The organism is Spirilliplanes yamanashiensis, assembly GCF_016863475.1.
GTDB classification, from domain to species: Bacteria; Actinomycetota; Actinomycetes; order Mycobacteriales; family Micromonosporaceae; genus Spirilliplanes; species Spirilliplanes yamanashiensis.
Genome location: NZ_BOOY01000039.1, coordinates 48,208 through 63,932, shown reverse-complemented (window position 1 = coordinate 63,932; position 15,725 = coordinate 48,208). Strand labels below are relative to the sequence as shown.

16 protein-coding genes are annotated in these 15,725 nt (G+C 70.6%); 7 read left to right on the top strand and 9 right to left on the bottom strand.

Features of this window, described 5'->3' with window-relative positions; all coding sequences use genetic code 11:
* Positions 1–23 precede the first annotated feature (23 nt).
* The 4 genes from Sya03_RS27910 (at position 24) to Sya03_RS27895 (ending at position 3,267) form a co-directional block, all read left to right on the top strand.
* Positions 24–611, top strand: a complete 588-nt coding sequence (locus Sya03_RS27910) for a hypothetical protein (protein WP_203941409.1) — start codon at positions 24–26, stop codon at positions 609–611.
* 251 nt (positions 612–862) lie between these two features.
* A complete protein-coding gene (locus Sya03_RS27905; protein WP_239107904.1) occupies positions 863–1,387 on the top strand; it encodes a hypothetical protein in 525 nt (174 codons plus the stop codon).
* A 14-nt stretch (positions 1,388–1,401) separates the two neighbouring features.
* A complete protein-coding gene (locus Sya03_RS27900) occupies positions 1,402–1,947 on the top strand; it encodes a GNAT family N-acetyltransferase (protein WP_203941408.1) in 546 nt (181 codons plus the stop codon).
* A 210-nt stretch (positions 1,948–2,157) separates the two neighbouring features.
* A complete protein-coding gene (locus tag Sya03_RS27895; RefSeq protein WP_203941407.1) occupies positions 2,158–3,267 on the top strand; it encodes a hypothetical protein in 1,110 nt (369 codons plus the stop codon).
* Between the two features lie 63 nt (positions 3,268–3,330).
* On the opposite strand, the gene Sya03_RS27890 is transcribed toward Sya03_RS27895, so the two are convergent.
* Both Sya03_RS27890 and Sya03_RS27885 read right to left on the bottom strand, forming a co-directional pair.
* Positions 3,331–4,506: a zinc-dependent alcohol dehydrogenase gene (locus Sya03_RS27890; protein WP_203941406.1), complete on the bottom strand. Its 1,176-nt coding sequence runs from the start codon at positions 4,504–4,506 to the stop codon at positions 3,331–3,333.
* A complete protein-coding gene (locus tag Sya03_RS27885) occupies positions 4,503–5,045 on the bottom strand; it encodes an SRPBCC family protein (RefSeq protein ID WP_203941405.1) in 543 nt (180 codons plus the stop codon). The genes Sya03_RS27890 and Sya03_RS27885 overlap by 4 nt, the downstream gene beginning before the upstream one ends.
* Before the next feature lie 277 nt (positions 5,046–5,322).
* Here Sya03_RS27885 and Sya03_RS27880 point away from each other — a divergent pair, with 277 nt between their 5' ends.
* On the top strand, positions 5,323–6,366 hold the full coding sequence (locus Sya03_RS27880; protein WP_203941404.1) for a LuxR C-terminal-related transcriptional regulator: 1,044 nt from the start codon (positions 5,323–5,325) through the stop codon (positions 6,364–6,366).
* Between the two features lie 106 nt (positions 6,367–6,472).
* Here the strand turns inward: Sya03_RS27880 and Sya03_RS27875 are convergent, their stop codons facing one another.
* The 6 genes from Sya03_RS27875 to Sya03_RS27850 all read right to left on the bottom strand — a co-directional run bounded on the left by Sya03_RS27875 (position 6,473) and on the right by Sya03_RS27850 (position 11,761).
* On the bottom strand, positions 6,473–7,501 hold the full coding sequence (locus Sya03_RS27875) for a LuxR C-terminal-related transcriptional regulator (protein ID WP_203941403.1): 1,029 nt from the start codon (positions 7,499–7,501) through the stop codon (positions 6,473–6,475).
* A 108-nt stretch (positions 7,502–7,609) separates the two neighbouring features.
* Positions 7,610–8,215 (bottom strand): DUF1345 domain-containing protein, encoded by a 606-nt coding sequence (locus Sya03_RS27870; protein ID WP_203941402.1) that lies wholly within the window; start codon positions 8,213–8,215, stop codon positions 7,610–7,612.
* Between the two features lie 157 nt (positions 8,216–8,372).
* Positions 8,373–9,548 (bottom strand): zinc-dependent alcohol dehydrogenase, encoded by a 1,176-nt coding sequence (locus Sya03_RS27865; RefSeq protein WP_203941401.1) that lies wholly within the window; start codon positions 9,546–9,548, stop codon positions 8,373–8,375.
* Positions 9,545–9,898, bottom strand: a complete 354-nt coding sequence (locus Sya03_RS27860; protein ID WP_203941400.1) for a hypothetical protein — start codon at positions 9,896–9,898, stop codon at positions 9,545–9,547. Before Sya03_RS27860 ends, Sya03_RS27865 begins: the two co-directional genes overlap by 4 nt.
* A gap of 131 nt (positions 9,899–10,029) precedes the next feature.
* Complete coding sequence (locus Sya03_RS27855) at positions 10,030–10,605, bottom strand: type 1 glutamine amidotransferase domain-containing protein (protein ID WP_203941399.1); 576 nt, start codon at positions 10,603–10,605, stop codon at positions 10,030–10,032.
* Between the two features lies 1 nt (position 10,606).
* Complete coding sequence (locus tag Sya03_RS27850; protein ID WP_203941398.1) at positions 10,607–11,761, bottom strand: glutathione-independent formaldehyde dehydrogenase; 1,155 nt, start codon at positions 11,759–11,761, stop codon at positions 10,607–10,609.
* A 317-nt stretch (positions 11,762–12,078) separates the two neighbouring features.
* Between Sya03_RS27850 and Sya03_RS27845 the strand changes: the two genes are divergently transcribed.
* Positions 12,079–13,914 (top strand): S8 family serine peptidase, encoded by a 1,836-nt coding sequence (locus Sya03_RS27845; RefSeq protein ID WP_239107903.1) that lies wholly within the window; start codon positions 12,079–12,081, stop codon positions 13,912–13,914.
* A 262-nt stretch (positions 13,915–14,176) separates the two neighbouring features.
* Here Sya03_RS27845 and Sya03_RS27840 read toward each other — a convergent pair whose 3' ends face one another.
* Positions 14,177–14,647: a MarR family winged helix-turn-helix transcriptional regulator gene (locus Sya03_RS27840; protein WP_203941397.1), complete on the bottom strand. Its 471-nt coding sequence runs from the start codon at positions 14,645–14,647 to the stop codon at positions 14,177–14,179.
* 85 nt (positions 14,648–14,732) lie between these two features.
* Between Sya03_RS27840 and Sya03_RS27835 the strand changes: the two genes are divergently transcribed.
* Positions 14,733–15,398 (top strand): maleylpyruvate isomerase family mycothiol-dependent enzyme, encoded by a 666-nt coding sequence (locus Sya03_RS27835; protein ID WP_203941396.1) that lies wholly within the window; start codon positions 14,733–14,735, stop codon positions 15,396–15,398.
* Positions 15,399–15,725: the final 327 nt, after the last annotated feature.

Genomic DNA, 15,725 nt, shown 5'->3' with positions numbered 1-15,725 from the left:
TGGGCCGGGGTCATGATCCCAGGATGAGCGAAGTGCCTGACGAGGCGACGTACGCGCTTGAGCTTGCGGTCACGGACTGGCTCAGCATCAGCGGCGACGTCATCGAAGAAGAGCTGCGGCTCACCCACTACGCATTCGACATCGGCGACGACGAGGAGGTCGAGACGAAGGAGGCGGGTGTGATCAAAGAGGTCGCGGACCTCATGGAGCTCGGCAGGAGCATCCGAGACGTCGGGAGCCGGCAGCTGCCGGACTGGCCGACGACGGGCGAGGGCATGCAGACGTGGCCGGCGCCCGAGCGAACGGAGGTGTTCGCCTTCACCGCCCGTCAGTGGGGCATGGCGATTCACGGACTGGAGCACTGGGCTGAAGTGTCGGAGCGAGTAGGTCACACCGAAAGCGCAGCGGACGGCCGCCGGCTTGCTGCCCTCCTGAGAGACGAACTAGGTGCGCGAGGTCTGAGCCAGGTGCCGGACCCCTCGCGAACTGGCGGTATTGAGGATTCGCGGAACTTGATGCCAGGCGGTGACTGCGACACCGACAACCAGTGGTGGCCTTTCCCCTCTCGCCAACATGGTTCAGCACCGACACCAGGCGTCACGGGCTCTTGAGAGGGAGCGGCGGAGGAAGGGCTCGGCACTTCAACTCCCGCCGTCGTCACCAAGGGGATCCCGATGACGCAGCTCGCGACCAGCTGGACCAACCCGAGCGCCAGTCCGAACCTGATCGTGGAAAGCCACATGGTCCAGGCTGGCGCTACCGCCCATTTCCGCCTGGCAGGGGTGACGGTCAGCAATCTGGGAGTGCGGGAGGCCGCCCCTTTCCTAGACGCGCCAGCTCTCACCAGAGGTCAGGGACGTCGGTGTGGCTGCCGGTCAGCGCCGCCCGGGCGTACGCCGCGCTGGGCAACGGCGACCGCGCCGTTGCCGCGATCCGCGCCGCCGAGGACGCCTGGGACTCCGTCGAGCCCGACGCCGTCGACGAGCTGGGCGGCATCTGCACGTTCAACCAGGCCCGGACGCTGTACTACGGCGCCGACGCGCTCGCCTGGCTGCCCGCCCAGGCCGACGAGGCCGTCGCCCTGTCGAGCCGGGCCGTCGCCGCGTACGAGGACCGGTCGGACCCGTCGTGGGCGTTCGGCGACGAGGCCGGCTCCCGCGCCGACCTAGCTATCGCCCGCGTCGCGGCACGCGACGTCGAGGGCGCCGCGGACGCGCTCGCGCCGGTCCTGGAACTGGTGCCCGAGCAGCGCATCAACGGCATCGTGCACTCCGTGCAGCGCGTCCACCAGGCCGTCACTCGCGCCGGCCTCGCCGACGACGCCTCCGACCTCATCGAGCAGATCGAGGACTTCACACACACGCCCCTCAAGGCGCTGCCCCGGTAGGGCAGGATCGGTCCATGTATCCCGTCACCCTCACCGGCCGCGTTGTCACCCTGCGGGAATTCCGCAGCGACGACGCGGCCGACACGTTGGCGATCATCGGCGACGACCGCGTCACCCACTGGCTGTCCTTCGACAGCCGCGACATGGCCGCAGCCCAGGCGATGGTCGACGGCGCCGCCAAGCGCGCCCAGCTCGACCCGCGTACCGAGTATTACCTCGCCGTCACGGTCGGCGATGAGGAACTGGTCGGGTTCGCCCGCCTCGCGTTCGCCGGGGTAGAGGCCGCCAAGCTGGGTTACGCCATCCGCGCAGACCGCTGGGGCAAGGGCTACGCCACGGACGCCGCCCGCCGGATGATCGAGTTCGGCTTCGCGGACCTGGGCCTGCACCGCATCTCCGCCGCGATCGGCCCCGACAACGCCGCCTCCATCGTCGTCGCGGACAGGCTCGGCATGCAGTACGAGGGCCGCATCCGAGACCACGTCTTCACCAACGGCGCATGGCGCGATTCCCTGCTGTACGCCGTTCTCAGCCATGAGTGGCTAGCGACCGCCGGCTAACTCGACCCAACTTGAGCCGTCTTAAGTCTTGCGACTCCAGAGGCCGTGTCACTGGCTGACTGGTGCGCGCCGGACGAGCTGGCGCCCATCGGGCTGGGCGATCAGGTGTATGGCTCGGCCGGCAGACGCTGCGCTGCGACGCGATCCGCGGCCTTCCGGGTCCGGTAGGTTGTCCCGAGGGACTCGCCAGGCTACTTGCGAGGAGCGCCGATGACCCACAGTCAGCAGGGCCGGCCGGAAATTGTCGTCGGGGTGGTGGCGACCCCACCGGACTACCCGGCCCAGGTGGTTGCGCGACTCACCGCCGAACTGGCCGACCAGCTCAGCGAGCGGGTGGACGCGGACGTGCAGTGGACCGTCCGCGAAGGCTGGGGCGACGTGGCCCCGCGCCGCGACGGCGGCGTCGAGGCGCTGCTCGACGACTGTGCCCGTCGGCGCAAAGACGCCCGGTGGGACGTCGCGATCTGCTTGACCGACCTGCCGCTGCATGCCGAGCGGGTGCCGCTGGTCGCGCAGACGTCCGCCCGGCGCCGGGTCGCGATGGTGTCCTTGCCCGCGCTGGGGTTGCGCCAGCTGGGGACGGTCCGCGCCGCCGTCCCGGATCTCGTGTCCCGGCTACTCACTGACGCTTCCGACGAGCGGGTGCCGCCGGCCGGCTGGGAACCGGCCGAGCTGGCAAGCCGGGTCGGCGCCATCAGCCGGGTGGTCGGCGAGGCTGACGCCGGGGAGTGGGGCTACGTCGCCTCGCGCCTGACCGGCCGGGTGCGACTGGTGACCGGAATGGTTCGGGCCAACCGCCCGGGGCGTGCCCTGCTCGGCCTGTCCAAGCTGCTGGTCGGCGCCTTCGGCACGGCCGCGGTCGCGCTCACCACGAGCACCATCTGGCAGATGGGCGATGCTCTCGGCGGACTCCGCCTCACCGTTGTCATGCTGCTCGGGCTGACCGCGCTGGTGGCCTGGCTGATCGTCGCGCACGACCTCTGGGAGAAACCGGACCGAGAGACATCGGCTGAGCTGGCCCGGTTGTTCAACCTGGGCACGGTTCTCACCCTGGCTCTGGCCACCGCGGTGTCCTATCTGGTGCTGTTCGCCGGAACGGTACTCGCCGCGGCGCTGCTGATCGACACATCCGTGCTGGAACAGACCCTGCAGCGGACGGTCCACGTCACCGACTACCTAATACTGGCCTGGATCATCAGCTCGCTGGCCACCGTCGGCGGCGCGATCGGCTCCGGGCTGGAGGACGAGGACACGGTGCGGGCCGCCGCTTACGGCTACCATCCCGAACCCGGCGGCTGGCGGGACGAGAAAAACGCGTAGTGCCACTCCGGGCGCGCTCGGCCGCGGCCCCGCCAGGGCGGGACCGCACGCCGACTCCCGCTGTCAGGGTTTGAGGACGACCTTCTCGCAGTTGTCCTGCTTGTTCTTGAAGATGTCGAAGCCGTGCGGCGCCTCGTCGAGCGGCAGGGTGTGGGTGATGATCCGGGTCGGATCGATCTCTCCGCGTTCGATGCGCTGCAGCAGCGGCTTCATGTAACGGTGCACGTGGCACTGCCCGGTCCGCAGGGTCAGCGACCGGTTCATCCACGCCCCGGCGGGGAACTTGTCCATCAGCCCGCCGTACACGCCGATCACCGACACCACGCCGCCGCTGCGGCACGACAGGATCGCCTGGCGCAGCGCGTGCGGGCGTTCGGTCTCCGACCGGACGGCCTGCTTGACGCGGTCGTACGCCGAGATGTGGGCGCTGCCGTGGGTGGCCTCCATGCCGACCGCGTCGATGCACTTGTCCGGTCCCCGCCCGCCGGTCAGTTCGAGCAGCCGGGACCGCACGTCGACCTCGTCGAAGTTCACCGGCGTGTGGCCTGCCTGTTCGGCCATCTGCAGCCGGTACGGTTCCTTGTCGATGGCGATGACCTTCGCGGCGCCGAGGACCCGGGCGCTGTCCATGGCGAACTGGCCGACCGGGCCTGCACCCCACACCGCCACCACGTCGCTGGGCTGGATGTCGCACATCTCGGCGCCCATGTAACCGGTGGGCAGGATGTCGGAGAGGAACAGCACCTGCTCGTCGGTCAGATCGGACTCGATCTTCAGCGGGCCGACGTCGGCGAACGGCACTCGCGCGTACTGCGCCTGGCCGCCCGCGAAGCCGCCGGTCAGATGCGAGTAGCCGAAGATCCCGGCGACCGGGTGACCGAACATCTTCTCCGCGATCCCGGCGTTGGGGTTGGAGTTCTCGCAGCACGAGTACAGGTCGTTGGCGCAGGCGGCGCACGCTCCGCAGGCGATCGGGAACGGCACGACGACCCGGTCCCCGACCCGCAGCCGGCCGGAATCGACGCCCGGGCCGACCTCGATCACCTCGCCCATGAACTCGTGACCCATGATGTCGCCGTCCTGCATCGTGGGCACGTACCCGTCGACCAGGTGCAGGTCCGAGCCGCAGATCGCGGTGCTGGTGATCCGTAAGATGGCGTCGCGGCTGTTCAGGATCTTCGGGTCCGGCACGTCACGGACCTCGACGGAGTTGCGACCCGCCCAGGTGTTTGCCCTCATGCGTCCGCTCCCTTCGCGAGCTCGGCGTCCGACAGCGGTTGCGCCGGTCGCTGCGGGAACTCCTGGCGGGCCCGCTTGCCCCAAGGGGCGCCGTCTGACCGAACCACCTCCCCCGTCTCCAGCACCTGCTTGAGCCGGCGCAAGTCGTCGTCGAGCTGCTGGTGCGGTTCCTCGCCGAAGTACTTGGCGACCGCCTTGCCGACCGCGCCGCCCGGGATGTCGTAGGTCAGCAGAACGTGCACCTCGGTGCTCACGCCGTCCGGGGCGGGCACAAAGAAGACCGTGCCGGCGTTCGGCACGTCGGCGTCGCCGGTCGACCGCCACGCGATCTTCTCGCCGGGCGTCTCGTCGGTAATCTCCGCGTCCCACGCGACGTCCGTGCCGAACGGGGCACGGGCAGCCCAGCGGCTCGTCCGGTCACCGGTGGCGCGGACCTCCTCGAGATGCGCCATGAACGTCGGCAGGTTTTCCAGCCGGCGCCAGAACGCGTAGACCTCCGGCGCCGGTTTGCGAATGGTTGTCGTAGCCGTCAGCTCCATGGACTCTCCTCTGTGTGCCCCGCGCCCCAGGCACGGAGCCGATCCCTTCACCCGGGCGCCGGCGAGCCCCGAACGGCGCGCCCTCCGCGTAGGAATCCCGTCCAGCCGATGGAGACGGCTCGGAACGAGCGGGCTCCCCTCTCCTAAATCGCAACAGTCACTCCGGTGGATGTCGATTGGCAGAACTACCCATCCGCTCGCGGCGGCGACGTTTGCCACCGGCTCGGGGGGTACGCGGCAGCGACACCACCCGTCCGGGTCGTGGGGAGGTCGGGCCGTGACCGAGTTGCTGACGGTGACGCTGGAGTTGGCGGCAGAGATCAACCGCCTGACGCGTGCCCGCGGCGGCCCGGGAGCGGGCCTGGCATCCATGTGGGCTTCCATGGAACGGGTCGTTCCGTTCGCAGCAGGGTGGATCGGCACGCTCGACGCGGATCAGCGGCGCTACACCACGGTCACCTCCGCCGGCCACGATCGGGACAGCCGCGCGTACATGGAATCGGAGGAGCTGACCGAGCTGAGCAAGAAGGTCGGCATGCTGGAGCGACGCTGGCCCATGCGCCTGCAGGATGCGCCGCCGCACTCGGCCGAGCTGCCGTGCTGGTCCGAACACTGGTGGCCGGCCGGCTTCCGCGAAGGCCTCGCCGTCCCACTCGTCACCCAGGACGGCCGCCACCTCGGGGCGCTCGCGTTGCACACGGACAGGGCCAGCCAGCCGACCACTGAGGCGCGGGACGCGATCGGCGCGATCGCGCACACGATCACCGCCGTCCTGGATCCGATGAACTCGTTGGCCGGGTTGACGCGGCTGGTCTACGGCGCCACCGCCGCCGTCGTCGTCGACCGCCGAGGCAGCGTCGGCCCACTGCCTGGGATGGCGACCGATGCCCTGCTCACCAGACACCCCGGCGTCGTGCCCGCAGCGGTCGACGGTCTGACCGACCGGGTCCGGCACACGGCGTTCCTCTGCCCGGCCCGGGGGGACGACGGCCAGGTGCGCTACGTCCGGGTCACCGGCCTCGCCTGTCCGCCGGGCACACCGGACGACCTGGTGGCGCTCGTCCTGATCTCGCCCGCCGGGGACCTCTGCGCCCTGACGCACCGCGAGCTGGTCGTTCTCGGGCTGGTGATCGAAGGACACGCCAATCAGGGCATCGCCGACCGGCTGTCCATCACCGCGCGGACCGCCGCGGCCCACCTCGAACACATCCGGGTGAAGCTGCGCGCGCCGACCCGGACCGCCGCCGCAGTAATGGCGGCGCGGCATGGTCTGTACGTCCCGTACCGGCTCATCGACGTGCCTACCGGGACGGAGGCCTGATCTACGTCGATGGCCCGGATCAAGCTCGCCGTTCCGGACCGGACCACGGCCAGCTCGCGCGCCGCCCGCGAGGGGCTCTACGTCCCGACCCAGCTGACCGCATTCCTCAGATGACGGCGAGCGGCAATGGGACGTACAGGCCGAGGCGAAGCGCGCGGACGGCGGCCAGGGTCCGGGTCGGTGCGCCGAGTTTGGGGAGGATGTGCTCGATGTGGGCGGCGACGGTGCGCTGGGCGATGTACAGGGCGGCGGCGATCCGGCGGTTCGGCCAGCCCTCGACGAGCAGGCCGAGGATCTCCAGTTCGCGGTCCGTCAGGCCGAGCAGGTCGCCGGGAGGGGACAGCAGTACCACCGCAACCATGTACTGCGGCGCATCAGGAGGGCAGGCGAGCAGGGTGATCCGGACGTGGCTGCGGACGGCGTCGGGCGCGCCGTCCGGGCACAGGAAGGATCCGTAGCCGCCGCTGCCCAGCAGTTGCCGGGCCACCACGGCCAGGACGGTCGAGCCGACGTCGAGCAGCGGGTGGCCCGGCAGGCCGGACAGCGGCAGCGCGTTTCCGGCCCGGGTCAGCAGAATCCCGGCCCGGGCGGGACTGACGATCCGCGCCATCTCGGCGATCGACCGCGTGGGATCGACCGCCTTCGCGATCGTGGGGGCCAGCGCGCCGATTAGGTCGCGGGCGGCCTCGGTCGGATGCCGGTCGGTGTCGGTGTTCAGGCCAAGGACCCCCAGATGGCGGCCGTCGGCAGTGAAGAGGCCGACCGCCAGGCCCTCCCGGAACCCGGCCGGCCACAGATACTCCGCCCAGACCCGAACACGTTCGGCCGGCACGGGCAGGTCGCGCAGACGCAGGGCAGCGCGATCCCGGGCGAGTCCGAACAGCTCGATCTCCTCGGAGTTGGCCGGGCTGGCCATGAACTCCGACACCGCCGCACCATAGCCCCGGCTCACCACCGGCGTCGCCGCACGACGGTCCGGATCAAGCAGGTGGATCACAGCGGCCTGGAACGGGACCAGCCGGTGCAGCGCCTCCAACACCGCCTCGGCCCGCTGCGCGACCGTGCCTTGCCCGGAGGCGGCGATCTGACCGAGCTCCGACACCACCTCGAAGCCACCGAGCGGGAGTTCAGCCATCTGTAGGCCTCCACCTCCCGCCCGCCACGGCGACGGTTGATCGGATGCGACAGCGTCCTGTCGAGGGTACCGCCCGGCTCACGGCGCCGGCAGGGCGGCGGCGCTCCATCACGACGACTGCCCCAGGTTGGTCACCAGGTTCACCGCCACGGCGATGACGACGGTGCCGAACAGGTAGGACAGCAGAGCGTGCCCGAGGGCTACCTTACGGATCGACGTGTCCGCGAGCTGGGTGTCGGGTACCGCGAAGCTCATGCCCACGGTGAACGCGACATAGGCGAAGTCGCTGTAGGCAGGTGGTTCCCGCTGGCCGAAATCGATGCCGCCGTCGCCGCCCGAGTAGTACAGGCGCGCATACTTGAGGGCGAAAACCGTGTTGACCAGCGCCCACGACAGGATGACCACCAGGACGCCGAGCACCACGGTGGCGACGCCGACGGCGTCCTGAGCGCCGGCCCGGAGGATGCCCTCGACGACGGCCGCGAGGCTGGCCACCGCCGCGCCCAGCACGGCGGTGTCCGTGACGCGGGTCCGTCCCTCCTCCTCGGCCAGCCGCTTCGTCCCGTCGTGGTCGCGCGGCCAGCTGATCCGCCACACCCACAGCAACAGACCGCCGGCGGCGACGGCCCAGCCGAGGAGGACCGCGATCTCGGGAGTGCCGGCGACCGTCGCCAGTGCGGCGGCGACCAGGCCGCCAGCGAGACAAATCAGCATGCGGCGCCACGACAGAATCGTGGTCCGCGGCCCCGCCTCCACCGCTGTTCCGGTGCTCACCACGGACCCCCGCACCGCGGCCGCGAGGGCTCGGCGCCGGCGCCGACCCGCCGTCGGCCTCGGCGCGGGGGCCGCGCACGGTCCGCTCGGTGACTCCTCACGCACCCGGACGGAACACGGCACGGACGCATCCGTCCTCCTTGTTCTTGAACATCCGGTAGCCCTTCGGCCCGTCGTTGAGCGACATCACGTGAGTCGCGAGGTGCTCGGTCTTCACCTCGTCCCGGCTCATCCGGTCGAGGATCTCCGGGATGTAGCGGTGCCCGTGCTGCTGGGCGCCGCGCAGAGTGAGCGCCTTGTTCATCACCGCGCCGAGGGGGAACTTGTCCACGACGCCGGCGAAGACGCCGAGGGTGAACACCGTCCCGCCCTTACGGCAGGCGTAGATCGCCTCGCGCACCGCCGTCGGCCGGTCGGTCTGCAGCCGCATCTGCTGCTTCACCTGGTCGTAGAGGTACAGCGGGCCTGGACTGTGCGCCTCCATGCCCACCGCCTCGATGCAGACGTCCGGACCCCGGCCGCCTGTCAACTCGCGCAGCTCGGCGGGGACGTCGACCTTCTCGTAGTCGAGGGTCTCCGCCCCGATGTGCGTGCGGACCTGTGCGAGCCGGTTGTCGTACCGGTCGATGACGACGACGCGCTCGGCGCCCATGAGCATGGCCGCGCGGGCGGCCATCTGCCCCACGCCGCCGGCACCCCATACCGCGACGACGTCCCCCGGCCGCACCTCGGCCTGGTGCGCCCCCGTCCAGCCGGTGGGCGCCGCGTCCGAGGCGAACAGCGCCCGCTCGTCGGAGACGCCGTCGGGGATGGGGAAGGCCCCCTGGTCGGCGTAGGGCACCCGGATGTAGCGGGCGTGGCTGCCCGCCCAGCCGCCCAGGGCGTGGGAGTAGCCGTAACAGCCGCCGATGGCCTGGCCCCACAGCGCCTCGGTGATCCCCGGGTTGGGATTGCCGTTGTCGCACAGCGACCACAGTCCCTGCCGGCAGTACCAGCACTGCCCGCAGCTCGTGAAGGAGACCACCACCACGCGGTCGCCCACCTGGTGCTTCGTCACGCCGCGACCGACCTCGGCGACCGTGCCCATGAACTCGTGCCCGAGCACGTCCCCAGCGCGCATGGCAGGGATGTAGCCGCCCATCAGGTGCAGGTCCGAGCCGCAGGTCGCGGTCAGCCCCACCTCCAGGATGATGTCGTGGTCGTTGATGATCGTGGGCTCGGGGACGTCCTCGACGCCGATCTCGTTGACCCCGCGCCAGGTGACCGCCTTCACCGCACACCTGCCTTGGGCGCCACCTTGGTCCACGCCTCCAGCAGCATGCCGCCAGGGGTCGCCGTCCGCTTGCCGTGCGGTGCGGGGTCGACGGCCAGCACCTCACCGACCTCGATGAGCTGCTTGGCCCGGCGCAGCGCGGATCGCAGCTCGGCCTGCGGGTCCCTGCCGCCGAGCCGGCTGAGGACGCCTCCCGACGAGCGCCGGTCGCGCAGCCGTACCGCCAGCTCGGTGCCCTTGCCGTCGGCGGCCGGGCGGACGCGGACCTCGATCCGGCCGCCGAAGTCGGCCAGGGGCGCGGGCAGCCGGGCCGTGTCGATGTCGGACTGCTCGCGAAGCACGGTGACCACGAGCCACCCGGACGCCGGCTGACTCGCACCGGCCGGCCGGGCAGCGGACGGGTCGACGACCGACCGCACCTGACGGACGGCGCTCCCGCCGGCACGGGCGGCGAGGGACGCCACGGTCCCGACGAACGACGTCACGCCCGACCTCCCGCGCCGGCGGACTGCGGGGCCTTGGCGAACTCCTGCACGATGCGCTCGCAGAAGGCCGGCAGGTCGTCGGGCGACCGGCTCGTCGTGATGTTGCCGTCGGTGACGACCTCCTCGTCGACCACCTCCGCCCCGGCGTTGCGCAGGTCGGTGCGCACGCTCGGCCACGAGGTCAGCCGGCGGCCACGCGCGACGTCGGCCTCGACGAAGTTCCACGGACCGTGGCAGATCGAGGCGACCGGCTTGCCGGACCGGACGAAGTTCCGGACGAAGGCCACCGCGGCCGGCTCCATCCGCAGCTTGTCGGGGTTCACGGTCCCCCCGGGCAGCAACAGGGCGTCGTACTCGTCCACCGATGTCGCGCTGACCAGGCGGTCGACGGCGAAGGTGCCGGCGTCTTCCAGGTCGTGGTCGCGCGCCCGAATCTCGCCGCTACTGATCGAGACCAGATCCGTACGCGCTCCGGCATCCTCCAGCGCCTGCCGGGGCTGCTCGAGTTCCACCCGCTCCACGCCGTCGGCCGCCAGGATGGCGACCCGCCGTCCGTTCAGCGTCGTGGCCATGTCACGCCCCGGCCATCGCCGGGTGGAGGACGACCTTGGTCCAGCCGTCGTCGCGGTTGTCGAAGTGCTCGTAGGCCTCCGGCGCCCGGTCGAGGGGCAGCTCGTGGCTCACGATGAAGGACGGCTCGGCCTTGCCGCCGGCGATCAGGTCGCGCAGCTGCCGGTTGTATTTCTTGACCGGGGCCTGGCCGCTGCCGATGTGCTGACCCTTGAACCAGAACATGCCGTAGTCGAAGGCGAGCTTGCCCTGCTTCGCCAGCTCGTCGCCGGCCCCGGGGTCCTGGGGCACGAAGACGCCGACACAGCCGATCTTCCCGGTGAAGCGCACCGAGGCGACCAGCCGGTTCATCGTCAGGTTGGCCCGCTCCTGGCCGTCGGGCTCGTGCGCCTGGTAGCCGACGCACTCGCAGCCGTTGTCCGCGCCCAGCCCCATCGTCTCGTCGAGAACGGCCTGCACCGGATCGACCTTCGAGTCGTCGATGGCGATCGCGCCGATCGACTCGGCCAACTTCAGCCGGTCGGGATGCCGGTCGACGACCATCACCTTGCCGGCCCCACGGATGGTCGCTGAGAGGGCGGCCATCAGCCCGACCGGGCCGGCGCCGTAGATGACCGTCTGGTCGCCCGGCTGGACGCCGGCCATCTCCGTGGCGTGGTAGCCGGTCGGGAAGATGTCAGCGAGCATCACGTAGTCGGTCTGGCGCTGCTCGGCGTCCTCCCCCAGCCGCAGGCAGTTGAAGTCCCCCCAGGGCACGCGCAGCAGCTCCGCCTGTCCCCCGCCGTACGGGCCCATGTCGGCGAAGCCGTACGCGGCGCCGGCCATGTTCGGCTCCGGCTGGGCGGTCAGGCAGTAGTTCGTGAGCTGACGCTCGCAGTTCTTGCAGTGCCCGCAGGCGATGTTGAACGGCAGAACGACCCAATCGCCCACCCGAACCTTGTCGACTCCTTCGCCGACCTCGACCACCTGGCCCATGTTCTCGTGCCCGAACCAGCGACCGGGCTCGAAGTCGGTCCGGCCCTCGTACATGTGCAGGTCCGAGCCGCAGATGTTCGCCGACGTGATCCGCACCAGGACGTCGGTCGGCCGCTCGATCTGCGCGTCCGGTACGTCCTTGACGCTGACCTGTCGCGGCCCGTCGTAGACCACTGCCTTCATGGTGCCTCCTCGCCGCAGATTGCGTCCCACCGCTCCGGGCTTGGGCCGGGGTCTTCATTACACGCGGCGAACTCCCCCGGCCGGTATTGGTAGAAGTGCCGACACCCACCCGGGCGTTCCGATTCGGCAGCCGCGATGGGTCGACGTGAAGTCCGGCGCTGACCCCGCCGGACCCCGACCTTGCATCGACTCCGGACCCCGGTACCGCGGCTTCTGTCGTCAAGCCTTCAAGTTTGACCGCCGCCGGACGATGGTTCCCCCTGCGTCACGGCAGGGGTTGCCTTCCCCGCCGGCCGTGAGCGTCGGAGGAGGACAACGTGCGTAAGAGGCCGACTGTGGCGCCGGGCTGGCTCGGGTGCGTGGCGTCCGGCATGACGGGGCTGGCCGTGGCCGTCGGTCTCACCGCCGCCGGGACACCGGCCTCTGCGGACCCGGGCTCGGAAACAACGGTGGACGTCGTCATCCGCACCGAGGGGCCAGTCGAGTCACGTGCGGCGCAGGACCTCGTCCGCGACGGCGGCGGGACCGTCCGAAGCCCGCTGCCGCTCATCTCCGGATTCGCCGCCAGCGTGCCCGGGGGCCTGCTGCCGTCCCTGCGCGCCAGCGCGGGCGTGGCCGAGGTGACGCCTGACGGATCCGTGCGGATGAAGGGCGACTCCTGGCGCAACGACTCCGGCTGGAACTCCGTCGACGACATCAAGGACTCCGCCGCCGATGAGGAGGACGACGATGACAGCCGGTCCGGCAGCTCCTGGGGCGACAGCGGCTCGAGCAACTGGTGGGGCGGCGACGACGCCGAGCCGACCGGCAGCGGCATCGGCGTCGCTCTGATCGACTCCGGCGTGGCCCCGGTACCCGGCCTGGACAAGGCCGGGAAGGTGGTCCACGGCCCGGATTTGTCCTTCGAGTCGCAGGCGCCCAACCTGCGGCAGATGGACACCTTCGGGCACGGCACCCACATGGCCGGCATCATCGCCGGCAGCGACGCGGCCACCCCGTCCGGTGAGGCGCGTTTCGACGGGATCGCCCCCGGTGCACGCGTGATCAGCCTGAAGGTGGCGGCCGCCGACGGCGCGACCGACGTGTCCCAGGTGATCGCCGCGATCGACTGGGTCGTGCAGCACCGCAACGACACCGGCCTGAACATCCGGGTGCTGAACCTGTCGTTCGGCACCGACTCGGTGCAGGACGCCCGGCTCGACCCGCTGTCGTACGCCGTCGAGGCGGCGTGGCGCAAGGGCATCGTCGTCGTGGTGGCCGTCGGCAACGACGGCGCGGCCGCGGACCGGGTCACGATGCCCGCCGCGAACCCGTTCGTCATCACGGTCGGGGCCGCCGACCCGAACGGGACGATGAGCCGCTCCGACGACACAGTGGCGACCTTCAGCACCCGCGGCAACGCCACGCGGCACGCCGACCTGCTCGCCGCGGGCCGGTCCGTGGTCTCGCTGCGGGCCCCCGGCTCGTACGTCGACGCGAACTTCCCCGGGGCGCGCATGAAGGACAAGGCGGGCAAGGAGCGCTTCCTGCGCGGCAGCGGCACCTCCCAGGCCGCCGCGGTCGTCTCCGGATCGGTCGCCCTGCTGCTGGAACAGCGGCCCTCGCTGACCCCGAACCAGGTCAAGAAGCTGCTGATGGACACCGCCGACCCGCTCACGGGCGCCGACCCGATCTCCGCCGGCGCGGGCCAACTCGACATCGCGTCGGCGATGAAGGCCTCCACGCCGTACTACTCCACGCAGAAGGGCATCGCGGCGACCGGCCTGGGCACGCTCGAGGGCTCCCGCGGCTCGGCGCACGTCGCCGACTCGGACACCGGCGAGGTGCTCGCCGGCGAGCGGGACATCTTCGGCGCACCGTGGGTCGGCGCGACCTGGGCGCCGCTCGCCCGGGACGGCAGGGCGTGGAAGGGCGGCAGCTGGAACGGCAACGTGTGGACCGGTTCGACGTTCGACAGCGCCGCGACGGGCGCCAGGACGTGGGTCTCGGTGCCGTGGACGGCGCGCACCTGGTCCGGGCAGCTGTGGACCGCCCGCACCTGGAGCAACGCGGAGTGGGACGGCACGGGGTGGACGGCCCGTACCTGGTCGGCGCGGACCTGGAGCGCGCGGACGTGGAGCTCGCAGCACTGGCCCGACAGCCCCTGGCAGTAGCAGCGGTACAGCGGGTACCGCCCGGTCCCGACAGCAAGTGGGCGTTTGGGCCAGGATGATCATGTCTCAAGTCAGGCAGGACGCGAGTGTGGAGCTCGTCCCCTGACCGGACAAAAGCCAGGCTCACTGTGACCCGACAACAGATGTGCGACAGTTCTCCGCCAGGTGATCTGCGACAGCCCAGAAAACCTGCCCGCCCGCATGGGCGGCCGAGGCGCGGATATGCCGACGAACGGATGAGCGATCACGCAAACCTGCGCCCTCAGGCTTCCTTTCGCTCCGGAGCTTCGGGCGGGTGTAGGTCCGGGTCGGCACTCAAGGCCAGGTCCCACAGTGCCCTGCGGAGCGCCCGCATTCGTCGGACGCCCAGGAGGGCCTGCCAGTCTGCCTCGATCCGCGCTTCCTCGGCGATCGCGAGGGGTAACACGCCACGGCCGCGTGCTGTCAGCCGGATCAGTCGTGCTCGCCCGTCGGAGGGATCCGGCACCCGCTCGACATAGCCGGCCGCCTCGACGCCATTGACGAGGGCCAGGGCGGTCTGCTTGGGGATGCGCGCGCGGTCAGCGAGGGTCACCAGCCTGGTCCCGCCCAGGTCGATGCCAGCCAGCAGCCTGGCCTGGGCACGGGTGATGTCGACGTAACCAGCCTCGGCGAGCGCGGCGAGGATCCGGTCTTCGGCCGCCCGGAAGCCGATGAACATCAGCCATCCGGACGAGACTTCACGTTCTGCCACGGGTCGGCCTTCCAGGTAGTCCCGATCAGGACCAGTTCTTAGTACCATATTCGTACTAGATTCGTCGGGTGAAAGGATCGGGCTCATGGACGACGCCGAGGTCTGGTCCGCCGTCGACCGGCGACGCCGCACCATCGTGGACCTCTTAACAGGCTTGGCCCCGGGCGAGTGGGACAGCCCCTCGCTGTGCGAGGGGTGGACCATCAGGGACGTCGCAGCCCACCTGACGATGCCGTTGCTGACCATGCGGCAGCTGACGCTGCTGGCCATCCGGCATCCGGGCCGGACCAACCACATCATCCGAGAAGGATCGATCGACCTCGCCCGACGCCACGACCCCGGGCAACTCCTCCACAGGCTCGATCTGCTGGTGGGACGGCACCGTACGTTCCCGGGCCTGACCTGCCGCGAGGCGCTCATCGACGCCACCGGCCACACCTTCGACATGGCCATCCCACTGGGCCGGGAGGTCCACGTTCCCGCCGTCGAGGTAGCCGAAGCGGCCGACCGGGTCGTCTCCTACGGCGGCCGCGGGAACGCGAAAGTCTTCCGCTCGCTGCCGCTGGCGACGTTCCAGCTCATTGCGACCGACCATGCCTGGTCCACCGGACACGGCGCGCAGGTGACAGGCACCATGACCGACCTGTTCCTGCTCCTCACCGGACGCGCCGTGCGAATCAGGCATCTGCACGGCCCCGGGGCCGACGACCTACGCCGCGCCGTCGCCAGCAGCGACCAGGTCGTGACCTGATCGAACACATTGTCTTGTGGACATCGCAGGATGATAAGCCCGCACATCGGCGGCCACGCCAGGGCGCCCGATAGGTCACCCGGCCGATCGGCCAGCATGTCACGGCCGACGAGCTGCGGCCGGCACCGATCACCAGAGCCGAGTAGGGGCGCCAGAGGGTTGCTGCTCGACGGTGGCGCGGCTCAACCTGGAAGCCCGGCACCGGAGTGTCCGAAGCCGGCCACAGCAGAAAGATCAACAGCACTCTCATGCCGCGATCCGTGCACTCGGCGGTCGCAGATCACCTGGCGGACGACTGTCGCACATCACCCGACGGAGGACACAAAA